21 protein-coding genes and 1 riboswitch are annotated in these 26276 nt (G+C 71.9%); of the genes, 6 read left to right on the top strand and 15 right to left on the bottom strand.

The genetic code is table 11. The features are described from left to right. Positions 1–132 precede the first annotated feature (132 nt). From NHG27_RS13880 to NHG27_RS13845, 8 genes are all read right to left on the bottom strand, one after another. Positions 133–852 (bottom strand): ABC transporter ATP-binding protein, encoded by a 720-nt coding sequence (locus NHG27_RS13880; RefSeq protein ID WP_193719798.1) that lies wholly within the window; start codon positions 850–852, stop codon positions 133–135. Continuing rightward, a complete protein-coding gene (locus NHG27_RS13875; protein WP_193719799.1) occupies positions 839–1861 on the bottom strand; it encodes an ABC transporter ATP-binding protein in 1023 nt (340 codons plus the stop codon). The genes NHG27_RS13880 and NHG27_RS13875 overlap by 14 nt, the downstream gene beginning before the upstream one ends. Then, positions 1858–3279 carry a branched-chain amino acid ABC transporter permease gene (locus NHG27_RS13870; protein ID WP_497016676.1) on the bottom strand — a complete coding sequence of 474 codons (1422 nt, stop codon included), beginning with the start codon at positions 3277–3279 and terminating at the stop codon, positions 1858–1860. Before NHG27_RS13870 ends, NHG27_RS13875 begins: the two co-directional genes overlap by 4 nt. Continuing rightward, positions 3276–4310 (bottom strand): branched-chain amino acid ABC transporter permease, encoded by a 1035-nt coding sequence (locus NHG27_RS13865; protein ID WP_193719801.1) that lies wholly within the window; start codon positions 4308–4310, stop codon positions 3276–3278. Before NHG27_RS13865 ends, NHG27_RS13870 begins: the two co-directional genes overlap by 4 nt. A gap of 174 nt (positions 4311–4484) precedes the next feature. Then, a complete protein-coding gene (locus NHG27_RS13860; RefSeq protein WP_321575366.1) occupies positions 4485–5576 on the bottom strand; it encodes a branched-chain amino acid ABC transporter substrate-binding protein in 1092 nt (363 codons plus the stop codon). A 411-nt stretch (positions 5577–5987) separates the two neighbouring features. Beyond that, positions 5988–7670: a CHAT domain-containing protein gene (locus NHG27_RS13855; protein ID WP_497016675.1), complete on the bottom strand. Its 1683-nt coding sequence runs from the start codon at positions 7668–7670 to the stop codon at positions 5988–5990. Further along, positions 7667–9004 carry an AAA family ATPase gene (locus tag NHG27_RS13850; RefSeq protein WP_497016674.1) on the bottom strand — a complete coding sequence of 446 codons (1338 nt, stop codon included), beginning with the start codon at positions 9002–9004 and terminating at the stop codon, positions 7667–7669. The genes NHG27_RS13855 and NHG27_RS13850 overlap by 4 nt, the downstream gene beginning before the upstream one ends. Before the next feature lie 225 nt (positions 9005–9229). Then, positions 9230–10081, bottom strand: a complete 852-nt coding sequence (locus NHG27_RS13845) for an aldo/keto reductase (protein WP_497016673.1) — start codon at positions 10079–10081, stop codon at positions 9230–9232. 573 nt (positions 10082–10654) lie between these two features. Here NHG27_RS13845 and NHG27_RS13840 point away from each other — a divergent pair. The 4 genes from NHG27_RS13840 to NHG27_RS13825 all read left to right on the top strand — a co-directional run bounded on the left by NHG27_RS13840 (position 10655) and on the right by NHG27_RS13825 (position 13541). Further along, positions 10655–10858 carry a cold-shock protein gene (locus NHG27_RS13840; RefSeq protein ID WP_030152390.1) on the top strand — a complete coding sequence of 68 codons (204 nt, stop codon included), beginning with the start codon at positions 10655–10657 and terminating at the stop codon, positions 10856–10858. 131 nt (positions 10859–10989) lie between these two features. Then, positions 10990–11102: riboswitch (SAM riboswitch) on the top strand. A gap of 105 nt (positions 11103–11207) precedes the next feature. After that, a complete protein-coding gene (locus NHG27_RS13835; RefSeq protein WP_497016672.1) occupies positions 11208–11579 on the top strand; it encodes a hypothetical protein in 372 nt (123 codons plus the stop codon). 132 nt (positions 11580–11711) lie between these two features. Beyond that, the gene (locus NHG27_RS13830; RefSeq protein WP_497016671.1) at positions 11712–12416 is read left to right on the top strand and encodes a hypothetical protein; all 705 of its coding nucleotides are present in this window, start codon (positions 11712–11714) and stop codon (positions 12414–12416) included. 135 nt (positions 12417–12551) lie between these two features. After that, positions 12552–13541, top strand: a complete 990-nt coding sequence (locus NHG27_RS13825) for a transglutaminase-like domain-containing protein (RefSeq protein WP_497016670.1) — start codon at positions 12552–12554, stop codon at positions 13539–13541. A 52-nt stretch (positions 13542–13593) separates the two neighbouring features. Here the strand turns inward: NHG27_RS13825 and NHG27_RS13820 are convergent, their stop codons facing one another. Beyond that, complete coding sequence (locus NHG27_RS13820; RefSeq protein ID WP_497016669.1) at positions 13594–17505, bottom strand: TM0106 family RecB-like putative nuclease; 3912 nt, start codon at positions 17503–17505, stop codon at positions 13594–13596. A gap of 251 nt (positions 17506–17756) precedes the next feature. Between NHG27_RS13820 and NHG27_RS13815 the strand changes: the two genes are divergently transcribed. Continuing rightward, complete coding sequence (locus tag NHG27_RS13815; protein ID WP_497016668.1) at positions 17757–18815, top strand: excalibur calcium-binding domain-containing protein; 1059 nt, start codon at positions 17757–17759, stop codon at positions 18813–18815. 142 nt (positions 18816–18957) lie between these two features. Here the strand turns inward: NHG27_RS13815 and NHG27_RS13810 are convergent, their stop codons facing one another. Further along, entirely contained in the window at positions 18958–19485 is a 528-nt protein-coding gene (locus tag NHG27_RS13810) for a TetR-like C-terminal domain-containing protein (protein WP_321575367.1), read from the bottom strand. A gap of 458 nt (positions 19486–19943) precedes the next feature. On the opposite strand from NHG27_RS13810, the gene NHG27_RS13805 reads away from it, so the two are divergent. Then, the gene (locus NHG27_RS13805) at positions 19944–20993 is read left to right on the top strand and encodes a PDDEXK nuclease domain-containing protein (RefSeq protein ID WP_497016667.1); all 1050 of its coding nucleotides are present in this window, start codon (positions 19944–19946) and stop codon (positions 20991–20993) included. Positions 20994–21050: 57 nt separating this feature from the next. Here the strand turns inward: NHG27_RS13805 and NHG27_RS13800 are convergent, their stop codons facing one another. From NHG27_RS13800 to NHG27_RS13780, 5 genes are all read right to left on the bottom strand, one after another. Beyond that, positions 21051–21566 (bottom strand): VanZ family protein, encoded by a 516-nt coding sequence (locus NHG27_RS13800; RefSeq protein ID WP_193719813.1) that lies wholly within the window; start codon positions 21564–21566, stop codon positions 21051–21053. Between the two features lie 285 nt (positions 21567–21851). Then, positions 21852–22616, bottom strand: a complete 765-nt coding sequence (locus tag NHG27_RS13795; protein WP_193719859.1) for an amino acid ABC transporter ATP-binding protein — start codon at positions 22614–22616, stop codon at positions 21852–21854. A gap of 92 nt (positions 22617–22708) precedes the next feature. After that, positions 22709–23752, bottom strand: a complete 1044-nt coding sequence (locus NHG27_RS13790) for an amino acid ABC transporter permease (protein ID WP_193719814.1) — start codon at positions 23750–23752, stop codon at positions 22709–22711. Positions 23753–23781: 29 nt separating this feature from the next. Beyond that, positions 23782–24705, bottom strand: coding sequence for an ABC transporter substrate-binding protein (locus NHG27_RS13785; RefSeq protein WP_193719815.1), 924 nt, complete (start codon positions 24703–24705; stop codon positions 23782–23784). A 264-nt stretch (positions 24706–24969) separates the two neighbouring features. After that, positions 24970–25899, bottom strand: coding sequence for an ABC transporter substrate-binding protein (locus tag NHG27_RS13780; RefSeq protein WP_193719816.1), 930 nt, complete (start codon positions 25897–25899; stop codon positions 24970–24972). Positions 25900–26276: the final 377 nt, after the last annotated feature.

Below are 26276 nucleotides of genomic sequence, written 5' to 3'. Positions count from 1 at the left end.
CCGCCAGGAGCCGCCCGCCGTCGGCGTCGTCCACCGTCGTCCACACCGTCGTCCACCGGGTCCGGCACGTTGTCCCCATGCCTGTCCACAAAGTTATCCACAGACCTGGGGACAGTGTGCACAGGCGTCCCGTCACGCGACCCCGAGGTACGCCTCCTTGATGCTCGGGTCCGCGAGCAGCTCGCGCCCACCCCCCGAGCGCACGACCTCACCCGTCTCCAGCACGTACGCGCGGTGCGAGCGCGACAGCGCCTGCCGCGCGTTCTGCTCCACGAGCAGCACCGTGGTGCCCTGCGCGTTGATCTCCGAGATGATCCGGAAGATCTGCTGGATGACCATGGGCGCGAGCCCCATGGACGGTTCGTCGAGCAGCATGAGCCGCGGCCGGGCCATGAGCGCACGCCCGATCGCGAGCATCTGCTGCTCGCCCCCGGACATGGTGCCGCCCACCTGCGACGTGCGGTCCTCGAGGCGCGGGAACAGCTCGAAGACGCGGGCCAGGGTCTCGTCGTGCACGGCCTTCGACTCGAACGTGCGCCCGTACGCCCCCATCTCGAGGTTCTCCAGGACCGTCATGCCCGGAAAGATCCCGCGCCCCTCCGGTGCCTGCACGATCCCCTCGAGGACCCGCAGGTGCGGCTTCATCCGGGAGATGTCCTTGCCGTCGAACAGGATCTTCCCGCGCGACAGCGGACGGATACCCGAGACCGCGCGCATGGTCGTCGTCTTCCCCGCACCGTTGGCGCCGATGAGGGTCACGAGCTCACCCTCCTCGACCGTGATCGACACGCCGCGCACGGCCTCGATCCGCCCGTAGGCGACCGTCATGTCGGTGATCTCAAGCAGGGGCATCTGCGTCTCCCTCGGCCAGCTCTTCGTCGGGCACGCCCAGGTAGGCGGCGATGACCTTGGGGTCGGCCGTGACGTCCTCCGGCGTGCCCTCGGCGATGACCTTGCCGAACTCGAGCACCACGATCCGGTCGGTCACGCCTCGCACGAGGCGCATGTCGTGCTCGATCAGCAGGACCGTGTACCCGTCGTCACGGATGTGGCGGATGAGGTCCATGAGGGCCTCCTTCTCCGCCGGGTTGAAGCCTGCCGCGGGCTCGTCGAGGCACAGCAGCTTGGGCTCGGTCGCGAGCGCCCGCGCGATCTCCAGGCGCCGCTGCTCGCCGTACGACAGGTTGCGTGCCTTCTCCGTCGCCCGGGCCCCGACACCGACGAACTCGAGGATCGCCATGGACCGGTCGATCGCGTCGCGCTCCTCCTGCCGGTGCCGCCTGGTGCGCAGCAACGCCCCGGGCACCGAGGTCCGGTGCCGCGCGTCGGTCCCGACGACCACGTTCTCCAGAGCCGTCATCTCGTTGAAGAGCCGGATGTTCTGGAAGGTCCGGGCGATGCCCAGGCGCGTGATCTGGTTCCGCTTGGCCTTGCCCAGGACCTGCCCGTCGAAGCGCACGAGCCCCTTCGTGGGCCGGTAGACCCCCGTCATGGCGTTGAAGGCCGTGGTCTTCCCGGCCCCGTTGGGGCCGATGAGCCCCAGGATCTCCCCGCGCCGGATGTCGAACGACACGCTGTCCAGGGCCGTCAGACCGCCGAACACGACCGACACGTCCTCCATCCGCAGCAGCGGCTCGCCCACCTCGGTGCGGACCGTGCGGTCGGCCGCGACGATCGCGTCGACCAGCGCGGAGTCCGCGAGCTCGGGCCGCACCTCGGTCACGTCGACCAGCACGGGTTCGTCGAGCCCCGCGCCGGGCAGGTACTTCTCGGCCATGGGTGCGCCCGCGTCCGCGGACAGGGACAGGTGCGCGTCGCCGACCTCGCCGCCGGCGCCCATGCCACCAGGATCGTTGCTCATCGGTTCCTCCCGTCGGTGGGCTCGTCGTCGCCCGTGCGCTCCATCGTGGCGGCGCCGTCGGCACCACCGCTCCGCGTGCCCACCGTGCCCGACGCCGGGGCGGACGTCGCGTACGCGGCCTGCGGTCCGCCGTCGGACATCTTGGCGAGCGTGCGGCGTGCCGCGACGTACAGCTCGCGCCCGTACGTCAGGAGCTTCTGCCGGACCGGTATCAGCCCTTGCGGCCTGAAGATCATGAGGACCATGAGCGCGACCCCGAAGAACAGGTACTTGTAGTTGGCGATCTCGCTGCCGTCGATCGGGATGCCGAACAGGGACGTGCGCCCCAGGAAGAAGTTCGGCAGGTACACGATGATGAACGCCCCGAGGATCACGCCCAGCTTGTTGCCCTGGCCGCCGAGGACCACCGCGCACAGGAACAGCACCGAGTTGATGATGTTGAAGTTCGTCGGGATGACGAACTGCACCTGGCCCGCGTAGATCGCACCCGAGACGCCGCCGATCGACGCCCCGATGACGAACGCCCACAGCTTGAACTTGAACGTGGGCACGCCCATGATCTCGGCCGCGTCCTCGTCCTCACGGATCGCGACCCACGCCCGGCCCACGCGCGAACGCTCCAGGTTCCCCACGAGCATGAGCGAGATGATGATGAAGACGAGCGACAACCAGAACCACCACACGCCCGAGTTCAGGGTGCTCCCCACGTTGCCCGCCGAGAACACGCCGTTGGGCAGCTCCTCGGTGACCCCCAGGCGCGGATAGGCGACCGACTTGAGGCCCTGGCCACCACCCGTGATCTCGTCCAGGTTGTCCGCGAGCAGCCGCACGATCTCGCCGAAGCCCAGCGTGACGATCGCGAGGTAGTCGCCGCGCAGGCGCAGCGTCGGCGACCCCAGGACCAGGCCCGACATGGCCGTGATCGCGACCGCGACCGGCAGGATCGCGAGCCACGCCCAGTCGTCCGAGAGCCACCCCTCGGGCTGCGTCACGTTCCAGGGGCTGTCGGGGCTCGTGAGGATCGCGAGCGTGTACGCCCCGATCGCGTAGAAGCCCACGTAGCCGAGGTCGAGCAGGCCCGCCTGCCCCACCACGACGTTGAGGCCGATCGCGATGAGCGCGTACATGCCGAACTGCGCCATGACGGCCCCGAAGTTGGTGCCGACCGTGGTCAGGACCGGGATGTTCAGGATCGGCAGGAGCGCGATGAACACGACGAACGGGACCCCGATCCCCCACTGCGCTGGACGCGCGAGGGCGTCCCACCACAGCCGGAGCCGGTCGCCCGCCCCGCCGTGCGCGCGCTGCCTGACGGGCGTCTGGCCCGCGGGCGGGAGCTCGGGACGAGGGCGTACGGGCTGCGCCGCGCCGTTCGTGCCCGCCGCGCCGTTGCTCTCTGCAGGAGTGCTGGTGCTCATGCTCGTGCCCTCCCCAAGGACTCGCCGAGGATGCCCGTCGGACGGAACATCAGGACCACGATCAGCAGGACGAACGCGACGACGTCGCGCCACTCCGTCCCGAACACGACCTGGCCGTAGTTCTCCATGACGCCCAGCAGCAGGCCACCGAGCAGCGCCCCGCGCAGGTTCCCGATCCCGCCGAGGACCGCGGCGGAGAACGCCTTGATCCCGAGGATGAACCCGCCCGAGTAGATGATCCCGTTGGGGACGCGGAGCGTGTACAGCAGCGCCGCGGCCCCGGCGAGGATGCCGCCGATGAGGAACGTCAGCATGATGATGCGCTCGCGCGAGACCCCCATGAGGGTCGCCGTGACGGGGTCCTGCGCGACGGCCCGGATGCCGCGCCCGAACTTGGTCCGGTTGATGAACATGTCGGTCGCGAGCGCCAGGATCAGCGCCGAGAAGATGATGATGAGCGACACGTTGGTGACGTTGGCCCCGAACAGCGTGAACTGGACCTCCGGCTCGACCAGCCGGATGGGCTGCTCGGCGTTCACGCCGCCCAGCTCGCCGCCCGTCAGGGCCGGGAGCACGAAGTGCACGAACTCCTGGATCACGAACGACGCACCGATCGCGGTGATGAGGAAGACGAGCGACGGGGCCCCGCGTTTGCGCAGGGGTCTGTAGGCCACGCGTTCGAGCCCGACGGCGGCCCCTCCCGCGACCACCATGCCGCCGATCATCGCGATCCCCAGGTAGAGGATCGTGAGCAGGATGCCCTTGTCGAACGCGTCGCCGCTCGGGTAGAACCCGAGGGCGAGCAGCGTGGCGTACTGCCCGAACATGCCGAGCATGAAGATCTCGGAGTGGGCGAAGTTGATGAGTCGCAGCACGCCGTAGACGAGCGTGTAGCCCACCGCGACGAGCGCGTAGACGGCGCCGTAGGTCAGGCCGTCGACGGTGAGGGCCCAGAAGTTGCGGCCCAGGGCCGCGAGGTCGAATCCGATGAGAGGGTCAGCGGCGAGGACGCCGTGGACGAGCATCGACATGGTGCTCCTTGAAGCCGGTGGGAGGGCGGTCGGCCGGCCGTGGTGCCCCCGCCCCACCGGGGGACGCAAGGGACCACGACCCGCTCGGCGCCTGCCGTCAGAGCACGCCGCCCCCGGCCCGGTCGCTCTCGGCCGGGAAGGGGGCGGCGCTCCGGATCAGCAGGCGCCGACCGGCTACTCGACCTCGTAGATCCAGATCAGGGCCGACGAGAGCTCGCCCGTGTCGTCCCACTTGTAGGTGCGGGCGAGGCCCTCACCGTCGTAGTTCGTCACGTAGTCGAGCATCCCGGCGCGGTCCGTGACCCCGGACGCGATGCCCGTGAGCATGATCGTCGCGAGGTCGTAGCCCTCGGTCGAGTAGACGCCCGGGGCCTGGCCGTTGAGGGCCTCGTACGCTGCGGCGAACTCGTCGGGAGCCGGGCCGCACGGGCAGGACAGGATCGCGCCCTTGGACGCCGCGCCCGCCTGGGTCACGAACTGCGGGTCGTTGGTGCCGTCCGCGGACACGAACGGGATCTCGACACCCGCGTCACGCAGCTGCTGCGCGAACGGCGCGGCCTCGGCGTAGTAGCCGGCGTAGAAGACCGCGTCGGCGTCCGAGCTCGAGATGATCTGCGTGGCCGCCGCGAAGTCCTTGTCCCCGACCTTGACCTCGGCCGAGCACGAGTCGTCCGCCGCGTCGCCGAGGCCCGCGGTGATCTCCGTGGCGAGGCCGACGCCGTAGTCCGAGTTGTCCTGGACGACGCAGACCTTGTCGTAACCGAGCGTGTCCACCATGTACTTGGCGACCGCCGGGCCCTGGACCGCGTCGTTCGCGAGACCGCGGAAGAACGTCTTCCAGCCGTTCTTGGTGATGTCCGGGTTGGTGGCCGACGCCGACAGCGACGGGAGGCCCGCCTGGCTGAAGACGTCGCCCGTCGCGGAGGTCTCGCCCGAGAACGCCGGGCCGAGGAGCGCGAGCACGCTCGCGTCGCCGACGATCTGCGGCGCGACCTGGGTCGCCTTCTGCGGGTCGCCCTCGGTGTCGAACTCCTTGATGGTGATCTGGCAGCCCGCGTTGGCGGCGTTGAACTCGTCCACGGCGACCTTGGCGCCGTAGAGGATGTTCTGGCCGAGCGCCGCGTTGGGCCCGGTCAGTGCGCCGGCCATGGCGATCGAGGTGCCTTCGGCGCACTCCGCCGTTCCGTCACCGGCCGGGTCGACGGGATCACCCGAGGTCTCGACAGGGACCTCCGCGCCGTCGATGTCGATCTGGACGGAAGGCACGATCGCGAGATCGGCCGACCCTGACTCGCTCGACGACTCTGTCGAACCTCCGTTGTCCCCCTGAGACTGGGTACCGCATGCGGTGATGGCGAGGGTGGCGGCCAGCGCGAGAGCCAGCCCACCCGTCGTTCGACGTGCTGTGCGTTGCATTCCGAACCTCCGTGCGCCCAGATCGCACCTGGGTGCTCAGAGACCTCGCACCCGCGGTGGATCACCTGAATATTCAGCACTGAATAACGTGCTGAACGATGGCACAGGTCGGACGAGCGCGAAACCCCAGATGCACAATTGCAACCAGGGACCCACACCCGGCGATCCGGACAGTGCGCCCTCGTGCTCCCCGGGCGCGGGTCCGGCGACCCGTGTGCCTGGAACGTATGCGGACGCGGTTACGCGAGACTCCGTCCCGCGTTACGGCGTCGTCACGGGAACGTCTCGATCCGGCACCGCGTCGGCGGGCGGGGTCGGGTCGAGCGCTCCCAGGTCGATGTCGGGGACGTCGAAGGTCGGGATGTCGACGGGCGGCGGGTCGAACGTCGAGACGTCGACGCCCGGTGGGACGTGGACGTCCGCGCAGGGCCCCGACGCCGCACCGCCGCAGGAGGCCGGGTCGTCGTCCGGTCCGTCGGCAGGCCGGACGTACCTGCCGTGGGCGTCGTACGCGTTGGCCCCGACGGGTACCTGCACGAGGCCGACCACCCCGGACAGGAGCACGAGCACGGCCGAGGCCACGAGCGCCACCCGGGACAGCCCGCCCGGGGCCGAGGCGGTGGCGACCGACCCGGTGCGCAGCATCCGTTCGATCGCCCACCACGCCGCCACGGACGGGGACAGGAACATCGTCGCGCCCAGGAGCGCAGCCGCGAGCGCGTCGGTCCGCCCGGTCGCGGGGAACCGACCGACGACGACGACGGCGACGAGGACGACGACGACGAACCTGGCCAGGACGGCCCGGCGCACGTGACGCCGTGCGTGCTCGAGCTGGTCGGCCCCCGCAGCGGAGTCCGGGTAGAGCCCCTGGGCCCGCCCGACCAGGTACAGGGAAGGCGTCAGGATCGTGCGTCCCGCACCGGCCAGCAGCACGGAGACGGCCGCCAGGACCACCAGGTACCGGGCGGACACCGCGTCCTGCACCACGAAGAGCCCCACGACGGCGGCGAGCACCCCCACGAGACCGGCCACCGTGAGCGCGAAGGCCGCACGGGTCGGCCGTCCTCCCGCGCGGAACGATCGCTCCAGGTAGGGCCGGGAGGTTCTCCTCAGGCCGCGCTGCGCGCGCACCGAGCCCACGACGAGCAGGACCATGAGCACGACGGCGCACGACGGCGCGAACCCGATGCCGCGGTCGCTCATGACCGCGCCGACGAGGACCAGGGCGAGCGTGCCGACCCGGACCGCGACCCGCCCGAACCCCTCCATCTGCTGCCAGACCTGGTGGTGGAGCAGGAGCCCGGCCTCGGCGTGCATCGGGTTGTCCGCGAGGACGCCGTCGAGGGAAGCGGTCCCGTCGGGCGTGAGCCGCGCCAGGGCCACGAGCAGGTCGGCGTCCTCCGGCGCGAGCTCCAGTCCCCGCAGGACCAGGCCACGCGCCTCGTCCTGGCTGCCGAGCCGGTTCCGGATCATGGCGGCGTCGTACAGGACCCGGGGGTCCTCGGGCGAGAGCTCGAGCGACCGACCCGACGCCGCCCGCGCCCGCGCCTTGTCCGCTGCTCGCGGGCGACCCGCGAGCAGCACGTACGCGTGCTGGCCGTGCGCGGCCGCGTCGTCCGGGTCCAGCGCGAGGCATCGCTCGACCGCGGACCGGGCGCCTCGTGCGTCGCCCAGGTCGAGCAGCGCGACCGAGGCCAGCAGGTGGGCGACCGCGAGGTCGGGAGCGACGGCCACCACGGCCTGCGCGTACCTCAGGGCCTCGTCGGTGCGGCGCAGCCCCAGGCAGAGCGACGCGGCCGACAGGAGCAGGCGGGCGTCGTCGGGCTCCTCGCGGAGCGTCGCCACGACCAGTGCGAGCGCGTCCTCGCCCCGCCCGACCTCGTCGAGCAGCTCGACGCGTCCGAGGACGGTCCGGACGAGCTCCGACGCGTCCGCGAGCGTCACAGCATCCGCCGGGCCCGCAGGTAGGCCGCGAGCTCGTCGTATCTCCCGTCGGCGTTCGCGAACGTCACGACGTTGCGCGCGGACTGCAGCCACGCGGTCGTCGAGGGTCGCACCTCGCGGAGGGTCGCCAGGACGTCGGCCATGGAGATCGGCCGCACCTGGCCGCTCTCGATCGAGGCCATCATGGCCTTCTCCGCCGCCGACGAGCACAGGTGCTCGAGGTCGGCGCCGGAGAACCCGTCGGTCCGCGCGACGATCACGTCCAGGTCGATCCCCGCGACGGGCCGCCCCTTGAGGTGGTGCCGCAGGATCGCGTACCGGGCGGGCTCGTCGGGCGGCAGGACCAGGACCACTCGGTCGAAGCGCCCGGGCCGCAGGAGCGCGGTGTCGACGTCCCAGGGATGGTTCGTCGCCCCCAGGACGAACAGGCCGTCGTTGTCCGACCCGATCCCGTCCATCTCCTGGAGCAGCTGGTTGACGACGGTCCGCATGCCCGAGGAGCTCGAGTACCCGGCCCGCTTGCCACCGATCGCGTCGACCTCGTCGAGGAAGAGGACGGCGGGCGCGAGGCGGCGCGCGCGCTGGAACAGGTCGTGCAGGTTGTGCTCGCTCTCGCCGATGTACTTGTCGAGGATGTCCGCGAGCGTGACGGTGAGGAACCGGGCGCCGAGCTCCCCGGCCACCGCGCGGGCCATGAACGTCTTGCCCGTCCCGGGCGGTCCGTACAGGAGGAGCCCACCGCGCATCGACTTGCCGAACGCGCGCGCGATCTCCTGGTTGCGCATCGGTTCGAGGAAGGCCTCGTGGATGCGCTTCTTGACCTGGTCGAGGCCCCCGACGTCGGCGAGCGTGACGGTCTCGCGCGACACGTCGAGCAGCCCGTTGGCGTCCGAGGGGTCGTCGTCGACGCCCGTCCGGAGGAACGGGGCGGGGAGCGCGACCCCGACCTCCTGCTCCATCCGGTCCCAGTCGACCGACGGGGCCGGGGCGCTCCCGACCTCGGCCGCGGCGGGCACAGAAGGCGGCGCGGGGTGGTCCGCCCCGGGCGCGGCCGGCGGCGCCACCGGCCCGGGAACGCCCGACGGCGCCGCTCCCGCCTCCTCGGAACGCGTCGGCACGCCGTCGCTCCCGTCCGCGAGCGAGGTCGCGGCGCGCGTCACGAGGTCGAGCGCGTCCGTGCTCGTCGGGTCGAGCCGCAGGGCCGCGCTCGCCTGCTCGAGCGCCTGCGCGGGCTGCTCGGCCTGGAGGAGGAGCCGCGCGAACTGCACGCGCAGGACCGCGTTCTCGGGGGCGGCGCTCACGGCCACGGTCATCGCGTCCAGGATGTGGCGCATCGTTGGGCTCCTTGGGTCGGCACGCCCCCGGCGCAGCGCCGGGGCGGGGCACAGTCTGCCGTGCCGGCCCGCGGGGGGTCGAGGTGGCCCCCCTGTGGCCCGTCGTGGGGACGCGCGCCGGTCCGTCGGACCGCGGGCGGACGGCCTTCCCGCGGTCGGGAGAGGCCGCCGTCTCAGGAGGGGCCGCCGTCTCAGGAGGGGTACGGCCTCAGGAGGGGTACGGCCTCAGGAGGGGTACTGCGAGAACGCGGCCGTCGCGGGGTCGGAGCCGAGCCGGACGTCGGAGTCGAGGCCGTCGATCGCCGCGACCTCGCCGGCGGTCAGCTCGAAGCCGAACAGGTCGATGTTCGTCGCGATGCGCCTGGGGTCGACCGACTTGGGGATCACGATCCGGTCGTGCTGCAGGTGCCAGCGCAGGACGACCTGGGCGGGCGTGACGCCGTGCGTCTCGGCGATCGAGGTGACCGCGGGGGCGTCGAGGTCGGTGCCGCGCCCGAGGGGTGAGTACGCCTCGACCGCGATGCCCGCGGCCCGGGTCGCGTCCTGCGTCGCGCGCTGCTGGTAGGTCGGGTGGACCTCGATCTGGTTCACGGCGGGCACGACGTCGGTCTCTGCCAGGAGCCGCGCGAGGTGGTCGGGCAGGAAGTTGGAGACGCCGATCGCGCGGGCGGCGCCGTCGGCGTACAGCTTCTCGAAGGCTCGCCAGGTCTCGACGTAGAGGCCCCTGCTGGGGACGGGCCAGTGGACGAGGTAGAGGTCGACGACCTCGACGTCGAGCGCCTCGCGCGAGTCCTCGAACGCCTGCAGCGCGGACTCGAAGCCCTGGTCGCCGTTGCGGAGCTTGGTCGTCACGAAGATCTCGCGGCGGTGCAGCCCGGTCGCGCGCAGCGCGGCCCCGACACCGGCCTCGTTGTAGTAGCCGGCTGCGGTGTCGATGTGCCGGTACCCGGCCTCGAGGGCCAGCTCGACGGTGCGCTGCGTGGCGTCCTCGGGGACCTTGAAGACACCGAGCCCGACCTGCGGGACGGCGACACCGTTGTTCAGGAGGACGTCGGGGACCTGCGTGGGAGACACCATCCTCCAGTTCTACCGGGCGCCCGCGGGGGCTTCCACCCGACGCGGCAGGGCTCGCCGGGGCACGACCGGCCGTGCCCGGACCGGTGGTCGCCGTGCCCGCGGGGCGCCGGATGCGCGATGCTGTGACCAGTGTCCTCTCCTGGCGCAACGGGTCGTCGACCCTGCGTGCCGTGAGCCGGCGCCTCGCAGAACCGTCCCCGACGGCGGGTCGGGCCTCTCGCAGGCGTCGGACCTGGGGTGATCCCCCGGTTCGACGGCGTGCTCACCTCGGTGGCGGACGCTCGGCGGGGCGTCGCGGACGCCACGCGGGGTCCGGGTCCGGTGCTCGTGCCGGTGCCCGTTTTGCAGGCCCCTGACCCTGTTGGGCGACACGCGTGCTTGACTCGTTACCTCCCAGGGCTAGCACAGTCGCACTTCCCCCTGTACCGTAGCCGGTGAGATTGCAGTGCCTCGCTTGTCCTTGCGCAACGGCCCCATGCCACCGCGAACCTTGTTACCCAAGAGTTGACGACGAACACCGTGATGTTCGGCTCCAGATCATGGAGCTGTTTGAAACTCTAGAAGGAGATCCCCATGGCATTGGGAACCGTGAAGTGGTTCAACGGCGAAAAGGGCTACGGCTTCATCGCACCTGAGGACGGCAGCGCCGACGTGTTCGCGCACTACTCCGCCATCCAGACGCAGGGCTTCCGCTCGCTCGAGGAGAACCAGCGCGTCGAGTTCGACGTGACGCAGGGCCCCAAGGGCCCGCAGGCGGAGAACATCCGCCCGCTCTGATCTCACTCGCCTCCGGGCGAACCTGATCATTGATCGAGTGCCCCCGACCGGTTCGCCGGTCGGGGGCACTCGTGCGTCCAGGACCAGGAGCCCCCGTGCTCGGTCCGTGACGCCGTGGTAGAACTGAGAACGGTCCAGAGGACCAGCGAACCGCCCTCCGGCGTGCTGGTCCGGCAACCGCGTGATCGCGCACGGTGCTCCCGGAGGAAGACCCGCCCCCGCGTCCGTGGGGGAAGAGCGAGGCCCGACGCCGCAGCGCACCTCCTCGTGCCCCTCACCCGGGGCTGTCCCGGGCGAGGTCTCCGCACGCGGGGGAGCTCCGCCGTCGGGCACGGAGAGAAGGAGCACCATGGCCGAGCGCGTCGTGGACCGTGAGGCAGCCTCCGCTGCCGCCTGCCCCCCGTCCGTCGTGTGCCGCCAGTTCGGCCCCGGGCACCTCCTGCACGCCCTCCACGGCCGCATGCTCCGCAACCGGCCCTGGGGCTGGCGCGACGGGGTCGTGCTCGCGGTGCGGTCGGTCGACGCCGGTGCCGAGGTCGTCGTGGAGTACACGACCGGCGAGGGGGCGTGCCGGGTGTGGCACCACACCGCGCTCGACCTCGCTGCCGGGCAGGGCGTGCGCGTGCACGAGCAGTACCACGCGCTCGAGGTCGGCTTCAGCACGCTCAACGTCCGGCTGCTCGGCGGGGTGGGCCACGTGCCGGAACCCGCCCCGCGCTGAGCGCGTGGTCCCGCCCTGGCTCGCCGGGCGGGTCGCGGCCGGATCGCGCCCTCGACGGAACGCACGGGCCAGGCACCGCGTTGAACCCGTGTGGGCACCCGCCCGCGCCCGGTTCGACCAAAGGACACGCTCATGGGATTCCTCGACCGCCTCCTCGGCCGCGCCCCGCAGGACGACGGGATGCCGCGCCGCCACGCGACCTACGACGGCCACGAGTCCCCCGCGTACGGCACACCACCCCTCGCACCCACCGGGCCTGCGCGCAGCGAGGACGACGTCGCGATCGACCGCTACCGGTACCTGCTGCGCACCGCTCCCCCGGAGGCCGTCGAGCAGGCGCACGCCGAGGCGTTCGAGAGGCTGACCCCCGAGCAGCGCCGGCGCGTCCTGACCGACCTCGGCCAGCAGGTGCCGCCCGCGGAGCGTGCGACCTCCGACGACCCGCAGTCGCTCGCCCGCATGGCGACCCGCGCCGAGATGCGCAACCCCGGGACCCTCGAGCGGTCGTTCGGGGGTCGGCAGGGCGCGCCGGGCATGGGCTCGATGATCGGCTCGAGCATGCTCGGCACCATCGCGGGCGTCGTGATCGGCTCGGCGGTCGCGAACATGATGTTCGGGCCGATGTTCGGCGACCCGACGGCGGACTTCGCGGGCGACGGCGGCACCTCTGGCGCCGGCGACCCGGGCGCGACCGAGGGTGACCCCGGGGCGACCGAGGCCGGGGCCGAGACGGCGGGCGGCGAGCCCGGCTTCACCGAGGCCGGAGGCGCGGGCGACCTGGGTGGGGGCTTCGGGGACTTCGGCGGCGGCGACCTCGGCGGCTTCGGAGACTTCTGAGGCCCTGGCTCGCCCGGTCCTTGCCGGGGGGGGTGGCCGACGGTCCACCGGACCGACGCGTTGCCCTGCCGCGCGCCACGGTCGACACTGGTGCCCTGCCGCGCGCCGCTCGTGACCGCGACCTCGGAGGATCCGATGAACGACCCGTCCAGCCGCCTCGCGCCGAGCGGCACCACCGCCGTCCCTCGGTCGGTCGCCCGCTGGGCGGCCCACACGCCGTACTCCTCACCCGGGGAGCATGCCCGGCTCCTGCGGGCGGTGCCCACCGACCCGGACGCCCTGGGGCAGGTGGCACGCAACGTGATCGCGCACTATCGCGCGGAGGCCGCCATGATGCCGGCCGAGCGTGCCACGGACGTCGACAGCCGGTGGCTCGCGACGATCCTCGACCTCGACCACTCCCGGCACGGGACCGCGCTCACCGAGCCTCGTGCGGTCTGCGACCGGGTGGGAGGCTGCTGCCGGGACCACGCGCTGCTCGCGGTCGGGGTGCTGCGCGAGCACGGCATCCCGGCCAGGACCCGTGTGGGGTTCGCGGCGTACTTCACGCCCGGCTTCCACCACGACCACGTCGTCGTCGAGCACTGGGCAGACGGCCGCTGGGTGCGCTGGGACCCCGAGCTCACCGCTGGTGACCCGGCCTTCTCGTTCGACCCGCTCGACCTCCCGCTCGAGAAGGGGGTGACCGGCGAGGACCTGACACTGCCCTTCGTGCCCGCGGCCACCGCGTGGCTCGCGCTCCGTGCGGGGCTGGCGGACGCGGACCTGTTCGGGCTCGACCCCGGGCTGCCGGTCCGCGGCGACTGGTTCGTCCACGACTACGTCCTGTTCGAGCTGGCCCACCGTCAGGGGGACGAGCTGCTGCTGTGGGACACGTGGGGGGCGATGAGCACGGACGACACGCTCGAAGGCGCCGACCTCACGCTGGTCGACGAGATCGCGACCCTGCTCGCCCGTGCCGACCAGGGCGACCGGGAGGCGGAGGACGAGCTCACCGCGCGCTATGCCGCCGACGACCGCCTGCATCCGGGGCCTCGGGTGCGCACCCTCTCCCTCACGGGACCCAGCAGGTGGACCGACCTCACCAGCCGCCCCCTCGAGACCGATCGCCTGAGTGCGGAGTAGTTGTCGCCAGACGGCCCATGCGACGACAGCTGCTCCGCACTCAGCGGTGCGATCAGCGGAGCGGCGAACGAGTCCCCGCGCCGCACAGCCCGATGAACGCGCCCAGCTCGGCGAGCTCCTCGGGGTGGTTCGGCAGGTAGTCGGTGAGCCGGGGCGAGCGGACCACGACGGCACACCACTGACCGCGCGAGACCGCGACGTTGACCCGGTTGCGCGAGAGCAGGAACTCCATGCCGCGCGGCACGTCCTCGCGCGCCGAGGCCGTCATGGAGACGATCGCGACGGGCGCCTCCTTGCCCTGGAACTTGTCGACCGTGCCCACGCGCACGTCGCCGAGCCCCGCGGCCTGGAGCGCGTGCCGCACGGTCCACACCTGCGCGTTGTAGGGGGCCACGACCACGAAGTCCTCCGGGCCGAGCGGCCGGGACCCCCCGGCCGCCGGTCCGTGCGGGTACCACGCCGTCCCGAGCAGCGCCTTGACCTGGCGCACGATCTCCTGCGCCTCCTCGACCGAGGAGACCGCGTTGCCCGCGTGCTCGACCTCGACGACGTGCACGCCGGGCTCGACCCCCACGAGCAGCCGCTCCCCGGCCGCGGCCTCCGCGTGCAGCAGGCCCTCGTACGCGAGGTCCGACACGGCGTCGCACAGCGCAGGATGCATGCGCCACGAACGGGCCAGGAAGTACCCGAACTCGGGCGGCAGCACGTCGTGCCCGCCGCCCGCGCGGGTCAGCCACCCGAGCGCCGACTGGTCCACGGGCTCGGGGTGCTGGCCCTGCGAGACCTGCGGGAGCTGCTGCGGGTCGCCCAGCAGAAGGAGCCGCTGCGCGGCGCGCGAGACGGCGATCGTGTTGGCGAGCGAGAACTGACCGGCCTCGTCGATCACGAGCAGGTCGAGCTCGCCGTCCCCGAAGCGCTCGGCGTGCGCGAGGTCCCAGGCCGTCCCGCCGACGACGCAAGGCCCCTCGGCGACGAAGGCCGCGGTCTGCGCGGAGTCCACGAGCCGCCAGGGGACGAGCCGTGAGCCGTCGGGCAGGGCCGCGGCCGCGACGTCGTCGGGCAGGCCTGCGCCCGCCTCGCGGCCGACGGCCGACACGTCCCGCCCCTTGGGGCCCGACGCCTTCTTGCCCACGCGGTCCGCGGGCACGCCGCCCTTGGCGATGACACCCGCGAGGACGTTCTCCACGACGTCGTGCGACTGCGCGACGACGCCCACGCGCCACCCCTCCGCGACGAGCCGCCCGACGACCTTCGAGGCGAGGTGCGTCTTGCCCGTGCCCGGGGGGCCCTGGACGCCCAGGTAGGAGCCGTCGAGGTCACGCACGGCGTCGGTCACGGCGTCGATGTAGCGCTCGGGGCCGTCGCCCAGCGTCGGGAGCGGGGCGCCGGACACCGTGCGCGGCGGGCGCCGGCGCAGCAGGTCGAGCGCGGGGTGGTCCGGGAGCACCAGGGGCGACCGCGACCCGGCGGGGTTGAGGGCCTGCACGGTGGCCGCGAGCGCCCGGACCGACGCCTCCTGCTGGGGAGTGGGCAGCACCTGCCCCACCGTGAGCGCCATGGGCAGCGCGTCGTGCGGTGCGACGCCCTTGGGCACGGGCATCCGCACGTCGAGCACGTCGACCTCACGGCCGGTGCCGAGGCGTCCGCGCTCGACGCCGTGGACCCGCACGCTCCCGGTGGACCAGCGGACGGCTCCGTGCGCGGGCTCGATCCCGTCGGGTGCCGGTCCCTCGAAGAGGGCCGTGGCGCCGTCGTACCCGGCCTTGAGCTCCGAGCCGTCGGGCAGCTCGCCGTACAGGCGCAGGCGGCGCGACGGGTTGCTGCGCGGTGTGGCCCTCGCCCAGTCCTCGATCACCTCGGCGCGCTCCACGAGGAAGTACGCGCGCGGGGTCTGCCACTGGTCGACGGGGTCCTTGAGCCGCGCGAAGTACTCCTGCCAGAACGGCTTGGCCTCGCGCCAGTAGTACCCGACGCCGGCACCCAGCAGGGCGACGGCCTCCTCGTCGTCGGTCCGCCCCTCGCCCGAGCGGCCGTCGACGCCACCCGCGAGAGCCCGTACGTCGAGCTCGACCTGCTCGGCCTCCGCGCGCTTGGCGCGACGGGCGACCTCCGCGTCGGAGAGCTCGAGGGCGGGAGGCAGGTCGTCCTCCCAGCCCGTGCCCGCCGGGGAGCCGGTCACGTCGCTCGTCGCGGGGGCCGAGCGTCCCGCGAGCCCCAGCAGGAACTCGTGCAGGCGCAGCGTCGAGAGGCAGTCGTACTCGTTGTAGTCCGCGATGCCGCGCAGCAGGTGCTCGGCCTCCTCGGTGCGTCCCGCGTCGCGTGCCGCGCAGTACGTCGCGTACGCCACGACGGACGCCGCCGCGTCCGTGACGTCGCCGCCGCGGAGCTGGTCGCCCATGTAGAGCGGCTCGAGCTTCTTGATCGAGTACGACGGCGCCGACACCTTGAGCGAGTGCCGCACGGTCGCGTAGAGGTCCACGAGGACGCCCTGCCGCAGGAGGTCGTCGACCTCCTGCTCGTACACGCCGTGGCGGGCCGCGATCGACAGCAGGTGCGTCTTCTCGTACGACGCGTAGTGGTAGACGTGCAGCCCCGGGTACTGGGCGCGGCGCTTGGCCAGGTAGTCGACGAAGTCGATCAGGGCCTGCTTCTCCTGCTCCAGGTCGTGCGCCCAGAACGCCCGGAACGGGGGCTTCTCGTCAGGGCTGCCCGGCCGCTCGACGAGCCCGAACAGGTAGTCGATGTTCCACGTGATGTCCCGCGTGGCGGGGTCCGTGACGGACCACAGCGGGTCGCCCTCGAAGTCGAAGAAGACGTCCCCGGGGTCGGGGCGCGGCAGGTCGCGCAGCGGGGCCGGGTCCACGACGACGTAGGACAGCGTGTGCTGCTCGGGCCGGGCTGCCACCCCTGTGCCCTCCACGTCCTCGGCCCCCGGCGTGCTCCACGTGACCGACCCGCTGGGGCCGGGCCCGACGTCGGGCACCCCTCCCCCGTCGCCCGGCACGTCGACCAGGCCGGCCTGGAGCCTCGCCTGGACGCGCAGCGTCTCGAACGTGCGTGCCGCGAGCCCCGGGGGCGGGGTGGTCGCGGACGCGAGCTGCGTCATGGTCGTGATCCCGGCGGCGCGGAGCCGGACCCGCTGGGTGCTGCGCAGGCCCGCGACCCGCAGCACGTCGTCGTGCTCGGTGACCTGCTGCGCGCAGTAGGCGCACGTGCCGCACTGCCGCAGGCCGGGGGCGTCCCAGCGGACGGGTTCGCCGCCCGCGCGATGCGTGTCCAGGAGGCGCAGCAGCTCGGTGCGCCGCTCGCGGAAGACGGGCAGGACGTCCGCGAGCCGGTGGTCGGTCACGGCCCGGGTCCCGAGGATCAGGTGGAGCGTGGGCGAGGTGCGGACGCCGGCGGCGAGGAGCTGGTCGGCGTAGGCCGCGAGCTGGAGCAGGGCGGGGACCTTCGCACGGCGCGCGAGCTTGGCGTCGTGCACGGCGTACTCCGCGCCGCCGGTGCCGGGCACGCCCGCGGTGCCCGACGCCGTCGGGCCGCCCGCGTGCGGGGAGACCTGGGCCGCCCGGCTGTCCGTACGGATCAGGAAGTCCGCGCGCCCGTGGAAGCGACCGTCGAAGAACGACCCCTGGTAGACGACGTCGACACCGTCCCGCAGGGCGTCGAGCGTCGCGGCGTGGGCCGCGTCGAGGTGCTCGCGGCGCATCGAGCGCGGCACCGGGATCTCCCGGACGCCGTCCCGGCCCACGAGCTCCACGAGGCCCTCGAGGACCTGCTGCTCGTGCACGTCGCCGAGGGTCGCGGTGCGCTCGAGCATGTCGTCGACGTCGAGCGCGGGGTGCGCGGCACGCCCCACCTTCTCGTCGAGCGTGCGCAGCAGGCGGTACTCGCACTCGCTGGCCGCGACCAGGTCGCTCGCCGAGAACACGAGCAGAGGCTCGGCGGACGGGTCCTGCTGGTCCATCAGGAACACGGTGACTCCTCGTACTTCCCGCGGCGGTCCACGGCCGGCCGACGCCGACCACGGCCTGTCGAGGTCGCGACGCTCGCCCGACCCGGTTCCTTTCTACCGGGCGCCGCCGACACGCGGACCGGAGCCACCGCCCGACGGCCGCCGTCCCCGCCGCAGCACCCGGGGCCAGCACGCCGGAATTGGCACATCCGGGCGGTTCTGCAGCATAGTGAGCGCGCAGGAACTGTCGAAGGAGATCTCCCATGGCCGTACATTTCAACCCGCCGCCCGGCTGGTTGGTACCTCCCGGTTTCTCCCCTTCGTCCGAATGGCACCCGGATCCGGCCTGGCCGGCCGCCCCCACGGGCTGGGTCTTCTGGGTCGAAGCAGCCCCGGCACCGCCGCCCGCACCCGCTCCCGCACCGCCGACGTCGGGCGCCGAGGCCTGGTCGCGCGAGACGCCCGGTGGCGGCATCCCCGTCCACTTCCCGACCGCGGTGGTGCCGCTGACCCCCGGTGGAGCACCCACGCCTCCCTCCCTCACGGGCCCTCCGTCCGCGCCCACGCGCCGTTCCCTGCGCGACGTCGGCAGCAGCGGCGGCAGCGGCGGCGCCCTGACCGACTCCCCGTCCTCGACCATGATCCTGCCGGTCGTCGGCGCGGGGGCGCCCGGCGGCGGTCCGGGAGCAGCCCCGCCCGCGCCGTCCCGACCCGCGGTCCCGCTCCCGGCTCCGGCCGCCGCACCCGCCCCTGCGCCCTCCGGCACCTCGGCGCACGGCCCGCTCGCGATCTTCTCCGGCGACGACGAGCCCCGCGAGGAACGCCGGTACATGCGCTGGCTCCTTCCCGTCGGCGTGGGCGTGGGCGGCATCGCCATCGGGCTCATGCTCGGCCTGGGCGTGACCCTCAAGGCGCAGTCGGAGGCGGGGGACGCCACCGCAGCCGCCGCGCTCACGACCGAGCAGACGGCCGCCGAGCGGACCAAGCTCGACGCCGAACGGGCCGACCTGGAGGCCCAGCTCGCCGGTATCGCCGAGACGACCGAGGCCGTCGCGGCCCGGGAGGCCGCGGTCACGACCAAGGAGACCGAGCTCGCCGACCGGGACAAGGCCCTCGACGAGCGCGAGAAGAAGCTCGAGGAGAGCGAGAAGGAGTCCAACGACAACCAGGACGACGGCAGCTGGGAGTCGGGCAAGGTCAACGGGATCTACCTGACGTGCGAGGCCGCGAAGCGCGACGGCAAGGCGCCGCTCAAGCAGGGCGACGACGGGTTCAACCCGATGCTCGACCGAGACGGCAACGGGGTGGCCTGCGAGCGCTGACGGCCGCGATGCCGGCGGCGGCGTGTGCGGCGGTCGACAGTGCTGCACGCGGGGCAAGTCACCAGCAAACCTCCGACATCAGTATCGGAACTGATGACATCGCCGCATGCTTGCCACGAGGTCTCGCGTGGTGAGCGAGAGGCTAGGCCTGGACCAGGATGCCTCGGCTCATGTTGTTGATCAGGGAGTCGGCGAACTCGATCGAGAGGGGTTCGTCGGGAATGAGGAGGCGGTGGTAGCAGGCTCCCCAGAGCTGGTCGACGACGACCTGGACGTCGACGTCGGGGTGGATCTGTCCCTGCTCCTTGGCCCGTTGGAGGCGTTCGACCGCGGTGCGTCGTCGGATGGTGGAGTAGTTGCGCGACCAGGCCTCAGCGAGCTCTGTGTCACTCTGGGCTGCGCCGATGAGCTTGGCGATCACGGGCCCCACGTCGGGTCGGTTCAGGAGGGCGACGTGGGCGTGAAGCTGGGTGCGTAGGTCGTGCTCGATGTTGCCGGTGTCGTCGAACTGAAGCTGTTCTTCGACGTGGGTGAAGTACGCCTCTGCGGCGAGGGCTCCTGGAGAGGGCCACCACTTGTAGAGCGTCGCCTTGCTCGCCGGTGCGGCTGCTGCGATCTTGTCGAACGTCACGCCAGCGACGCCGTCGGTGAGGAGGATGTCGGCGGTCACGGCGAGGATTCCTCTTCGGACCTCCGCGGCCGGTCGGCGGCCGCGTCCAGGTCGTTCTGGCGGTGTTCTTGTCATGGTGGTGACGTACTCCTGACGGTGGTCCCTGAGGAGGGCGGATCGTCGATCCGCTCGTCGGGGTCGGTGATCGTGGGGCCGGGGTCGATGGTGATCGGCTCGAGGTGTGCGTTGACGTCGATGTCGTCGGCGAGGTCCGCTGCTTGCGCCGCTGATGAGGATGATGCTCTACGGCATGGTCTTCCCGATGCCGCCGGATCCGCCGGTGACGATCGCGACACGAGGGGCGGTGGTCATGAGGATCCTCCAGATGTGAACGGATTGTTCATTTCGAAGGTACATCGATATAGACAACCTGTCTACATCTTGGGTGGCTCCTCGTCGACGCCAGCTTTGCCCGGGCACGACCTGGACGGAGTGTTGTTGCGACCTGTGATGATGGCGTGGTGAGCGCGTACGAGGTCGGTCCGGACGGGTACGGCGAGCTGCTGTCACGGCTCAAGGAGCGGGTACGGGCGAGCCGGGTGCGCGCGGCCCGGTCGGCGAACACCGAGCTGTTGCGCCTGTACTGGTCGATCGGCAGGGACGTCTTGGACCGCCAGGAGGCCGCGGGCTGGGGCACGAAGGTCGTCGACCGGCTCGCGGCGGACCTGCGGGCGGAGTTCCCGGACCAGCGGGGCTGGTCCCGGCGGAACCTGCTCTACATGCGCTCGGTCGCCCAGGCCTGGCCTGACGGAGAGGCATTCGTGCAACAGGCTGTTGCACAACTGCCCTGGGGCCACGTGACAGTCCTGCTCTCCCGCCTCGACGACGCGACCGAGCGGGACTGGTACGCAGCCCAGGCGGCCGGACACGGCTGGTCCCGCGCCGTCCTGGAGAACCAGATCGCCTCGAAGGTCCACCAGCGCATCGGCGCCGCTCCCTCGAACTTCCCTGAGCTCCTCGTGCCGACCGACTCCGAGCTCGCGCAGCAGCTGGTCCGTGACCCCTACGTCTTCGACCACCTGGGCCTCAGCGGCCGCGTCCACGAACGCGACGTCGAGCAGGGCCTCATGGACAAGCTCCAGGAGACGCTGCTGGAGTTCGGGCACGGCATGGCGTTCGTCGGCCGCCAGGTCCGGTTCACCGTCGACGGCGACGAGCTCATCGTCGACCTGCTGCTGTTTCACGTCGAGCAGCTGCGCTACGTCGTCGTCGAGCTCAAGATCGGCCAGTTCGAGCCCGCGTACGTCGGCCAGCTCGGCACCTACGTCGCCCTCGTCGACGACCGTCTCCGCAAACCCGACCGCCACTCCCCCACCGTCGGGATCCTGCTCGTCGCCGGCCGCAACGAAGCCATCGTCCGCTACGCCCTCGCCGGCGCCAGCGCACCGCTGGCCGTCGCGAACTACACCTACGACAACCTCCCACCCGCAGAACAAGCCGCCCTCCCCCGCGCCGACCAGCTCCAGGCGATCCTCGACCTCGACACCACCGCGCCGCACGACAGCTGAAGACTCGCTCGACACCCGTCGCACCCTCGAACCCCGACGTCCGCGTCGGGGCCGGGATCAGGGGAGGGCTGGCTGGTCAGCTGATTCGGCCATCCGTGCTGGCCGACGGTGTGCGGCCCAGATCGCGGCACCGGCGAGGAGAGCACCGATCGCGGCACCGATCGAGTTGGTGAGCCAGTCGTTCGTGTCGCACGAGCGACCGAGTGCGGGAGTCAGCGCCTGCACGAGCTCAACTGCGGCGGAACCCGCGACGCCACCGAGGAACGCGACCAGCGGGCGGCGGCTCGCGATCGCGGCGAGCAGGACGGGCGGCACGAAGAGGATCACGTTGGCCATGAGCTCGACGCGGCCGAACGTCGGCAGAGTCCACCCGACGGTGCACCTTTCGACGACCTCACGGCTGGTTGGGACGAGCGCGAGCAGCAGGGTCGGCACGAGCGAGATCCAGAACAGCGCCCAGGTGATGCGTGGACGCCCGTAGAGCCACGCTCCTGCGAGGGGGCCGGTGATCAGAAGCAGAGCGAGGACCGCCGGGGAGAACCACGGGTACTGGACCAGGAGGGTAGAGATCATGGTGCGAGGACGCTCCGGCTCGAATCGGGCACGAGCACCCAAGAGTAGCCGTCATCATGCATCCCGACGCGAACGGTGGTGGCCGCCGCCACGCATCGGCTGTCGATGGTGAGGCGCCCTGGCGCTACGCACATCCACGCGCCGGGCGTCGCCGCCGCCCCGGGAGACGGCAGCCCCCCGGGAGACGGCAGCCCCCCCGGGAGACGGCAGCGGCCCCGGGACCTTCCGGTCCAGGGGCCGCTGCTCACTCCTCGGTCGCCGCTGCGACCGCGTCCACCGTCGCGACTACAGCACGTGCGCCAGGAACTCCCGGGTGCGCTCCTCGCGCGGGTTCGTCAGGACCTCGCGGGGGTCGCCCTGCTCGACGATCGCGCCGTCGTCCATGAACACCACGTGGTCACCGACCTCGCGCGCGAAGCCGATCTCGTGGGTCACGACGATCATCGTCATGCCGCTCTCCGCGAGGTCGCGCATGACCGCGAGGACCTCGCCCACGAGCTCGGGGTCGAGCGCGGACGTCGGCTCGTCGAACAGCATGAGCTCAGGGTCCATCGCGAGAGCGCGCGCGATCGCGACACGCTGCTGCTGACCGCCCGAGAGCTGCGCCGGGTAGTGGTCCATGCGGTCCGCCAGGCCGACGCGGGCGAGCAGCTCCTCGGCCCGCTCCTTGGCCTTCGCGCGGGAGAGCCCCCGCACCTGGACCGGGGCCTCCATGACGTTCTGGAGCGCCGTCATGTGGGGGAACAGGTTGAAGCGCTGGAACACCATGCCGATGCGTGAGCGCTGCTCCGCGATGACCTTGGGGTGCAGCCGGTGCAGGCGCTTGGTCCCGTTCTTCTCGACCTCGCGGTACCCGATCAGGTCGCCGTCGACGTAGATGCGGCCGGCCGTGAGGTCCTCGAGCTCGTTGATGCAGCGCAGCAGCGTGGACTTGCCCGAGCCGGACGGCCCCAGCACGACGCACACCGAGCCGCGCGGCACCTCCAGGTCCACGCCCTTGAGGACGTGCAGGTCGCCGAACATCTTGTGCACCCCGACGATCTCCACCATGGGTGCGGCGTCCACGTCGGCGCGCGACGCCGTCGGGCCTGCTGCCGCTGCTGCGGCCGCTGCGCCGGAGGGGCGGTCGAGAGCGTCCGCGGTCACGGGGTCACCTCCAGGAAGGGGTCGGCGTTCGCGGTCGTGCCCGACGCCGCTATCGCCTCCTGCTTGCTCGGCTTCTTGGGGCCCTTGCCCGGCTTGCGACGACGCGACGACCCCGTCGACGAGCCGAAACCGCGCCCGTAGTACTGCTCGATGTAGTGCTGGCCGACCATGAGGATGCTCGTGATCAGCAGGTACCAGATCGCCGCGACCATGAGGAGCGGGATCGGGAGGAAGATGCGGTTCGCGATCGCGCTCGACGCAAACGTCAGGTCGAGGCTGAACGGCACCGCGAGGACCAGCGACGTGGTCTTGAGCATCGAGATGGTCTCGTTGCCCGTCGGGGGGACGATCACGCGCATGGCCTGCGGCAGGATGATGCGCCGCAGGATCTTGCCGTCCTTCATGCCCAGGGCCTTCGCGGCCTCGGCCTGGCCCGGGTCCACCGAGCCCAGGCCTGCGCGGACGATCTCCGCGAGGTACGCGGCCTCGTTGAGCGCCAGGCCCAGGATCGCGGCGCGCGCGGCCGTGAAGAGGTCCGCGGTGTCGAACACGAACCACTCCGGCCCGAACGGGATGCCCAGGCTGAGCTTCGGGTACAGCACCGAGATGAGACCCCAGAACACGAGCTGCGTGTAGATGGGGGTGCCCCGGAAGAACCAGATGTAGAACCAGCTCGTCGCGCGCATGACCGGGTTGTCCGAGCGGCGCATGACCGCCAGGATCACCGCGAGCACGACCGCGATGGCCATCGAGGAGAACGTCAGGATCAGGGTCCAGCCCACGCCGCGCATGATCTGCACGTCCCGCAGGTAGAGCCAGACGACGTCCCACCGGAACTTGTCGTTCGTGACCAGGCCGTGCACGGCCATGGCCGCGAGGACCAGGAGGACCACGGCCGCCGCCCAGCGCCCCGGCCGGGGCACCGGGACCGCGTGGATGCGGTCCGGTATCCGGTCGGCGGGCACGGTCGCCGTGCCGTGGCTCGTGGAGCCACGGCTCGGGGAACCGTCGGGGGTCGGGGTGCTGGGCGGCTGGGCCATGGCTACCTCTGTTCTGTCAGGGGATCAGCTCAGGAGACCACGGGGTTGAGCTCGGCCGTGGTGACCGCGCCCGAGGTGTTGCCCCAGGCGTCGAGGATCGTCGTGTAGTCGCTGTCGTCGATGAGCTTCTGCACCGCGGCCTGCACGGCCTGCGCGAGCGCGGTGTCGTCCTTGGCGATCGCGATGCCGTGCAGCGAGTCGGCGAAGATGTCGCCGAGCTGCTCGATCTGGCCGTCGGTCTGGGTCACGGCGTACGCCACGACCTGCGAGTCCGCGTACATGACGTCGGCCTTGCCACCCACCAGGTTGGTCGTGACGTCGGCCTGGCTCGCGTAGCGCAGCGGCGTGATCTCGGGCTTGCCGGCCGCCTCGCACTCCGCCATCAGCTCGTCGAGCGCGTCGTCCTCGACCGTCCCCGTCTGGACCGCGATGCTCAGGCCGCACACGTCGGACGGGTCGACGTCCTTGGGGTTGCCCGCGGCCACGGCGTACGCCTCGCCCGCGCGGAAGTAGCTGACCATGTTGACCTCGGCCAGGCGCTCCGGGGTGATGGTGAAGCCCGAGACGCCGATGTCGTACTTCGAGCCGATCGCCGGGATGATCGCGGAGAAGTCGGCGTTGGACACCTCGACGTCGAGGCCGAGCACCGCTCCGACGGCCTTCGCCAGGTCGACGTCATAGCCCACGATCGTCTTGCCGTCCTCGCCGATGAACTCGGCCGGGGCGTACGTCGCGTTGGTGCCCACCGTCAGGGTGCCGGCCTCAACGACGTCGGCGGGGAGCATCGCGGCGATCGCGTCGTCCTTGGCGATGCTCGACGGGTCGAACGACGCCGCGGCCGAGCCGCCGTCGGTGGGCGAGGTGCCCGAGCCGGTCGAGGCGTCGGTGCACGCCGTGAGCGCGAACGTCGCGGCGAGGGCGGTGAGGGCGGTGAGGACGGGCAGCCTGCGCATGGGGGTCTCTCGTTTCATGGTGGTGAGCTCCGGCGCCGACCTCAGGGGGGTGGGTCACACGCCGCGCAACGCGGGCAGCACGGAGCGGCGCCGCACCGTTGCCCACCCAGTTTCCCGCGCGGGCGCCCGGACTGGCAAAACGGCGCCTCCCACCGGGTCCGTCCGGGCCCCGCACCGAGGTCCGGTCACCCGCGCACGAGGTCGGTCAGGGAGCTGGGCACAGCCGCCTGACCGACCTCGGGCTCGGTGCACCCGAGGAACGGCTCAGGACACCGGCGGGTTGACCACGGCCTCGTCCAGAGCACCGTCCGCGTTGCCCCACGAGGCCAGGATGTCGGTGAACGTGCCGTCCTCCATGAGGACCGTGAGCGCGGCCTGGATCGCGGCCGCGAGCTCGGTGTCGGCCTTCGCGGTCACGATGCCCTGCGGAGCCGAGTCGAACACCTCGCCGATCTGCTCGATCTCTCCCTTGGTCTGCTCGACCGCGTACGACACGATGGGCGAGTCCGCGTACATGATGTCGGCCTTGCCGCCCACGAGGTTGGTGGTGGCGTCCGCCTGGTTGTCGTAGCGCAGGATCTGGAGCGGCTGCTCGCCGTCCTCCTCGCACGTCGTGCTGATCTCGGCCGCGCCCTCCTCCTCGACCGTGCCCGTCTGGACCGCGACGGTCAGGCCGCAGATGTTCGCCGGGTCGACGTCCTTGGGGTTGCCCTTCTGGACGGAGAACGCCTCGCCCGCGTTGAAGTAGCTGATCATGTTGGCCTCGGCCATGCGCTCGGCCGTGATCGTGAACGACGAGATCCCGACGTCGTACTTGGAGCCCAGGGCCGGGATGATGCCCGGGAAGTCGGCCGACTCGATCACGACCTCGAGCCCCAGGACGGCACCGACGGCCGAGATGATGTCGATGTCGTAGCCGACGGGCGTGGAGCCGTCCGACGCGATGAACTCGGCCGGCGCGTACTCGGTGTTCGACGCGACGACGAGCTGTCCGGCGCTCGCGACGTCCGCCGGCAGCAGCGCTGCTGCGGCGTCGTCCTTCTGCACCGACGTGAGGTCGAAGGGTGCTTCCGTCGCGGTCTCCGCGGAGGTCCCGGTCGACGGGGAGTCGGAGGGCTGCGAGGCGTCGGTGCAGGCCGTGAGGGCCAGGGTCGCCGCGGCCGTGACGGCGACGAGGAGAGGCATCTTGCGCATGAGGGCTCCGATCGGGTGGGTACGTCGTGGCGCGTCACTCTAGGGCGCATACGTCTCGCCCGCGTCACGGAGGGGTTTCGGTTCGACACCGGACGGGGCCCGGCACCGGCGTCCCCCGTGGCCCGGCAGGGAACCCGACGGCGTCGCTCGCCCCCTCCGGACCGCCCCCGGAGAGCCATCCTGTAAAAAGAGAGCGCCCCTTACCTATCGGTTGCGCTACTGTCGGCGCGCACCGACAGACGGCCGCCACCGGCGGCGGCCGCACCGATCCGGAGGGAGCCGCCCGTGCCACGAACACCCCTGTGCCACCGTCGGATCCCGTCGCCCTCCCACCCCCGGACGGACCTCCCCGGATGACGGGGCGCGCAGTGCTCGCT

The sequence above is a fragment of the Oerskovia sp. 140933 genome (assembly GCF_059651515.1).
Note: the sequence above shows the minus strand (reverse complement) of the source record. Positions and strands in the feature narration are given on the sequence as shown.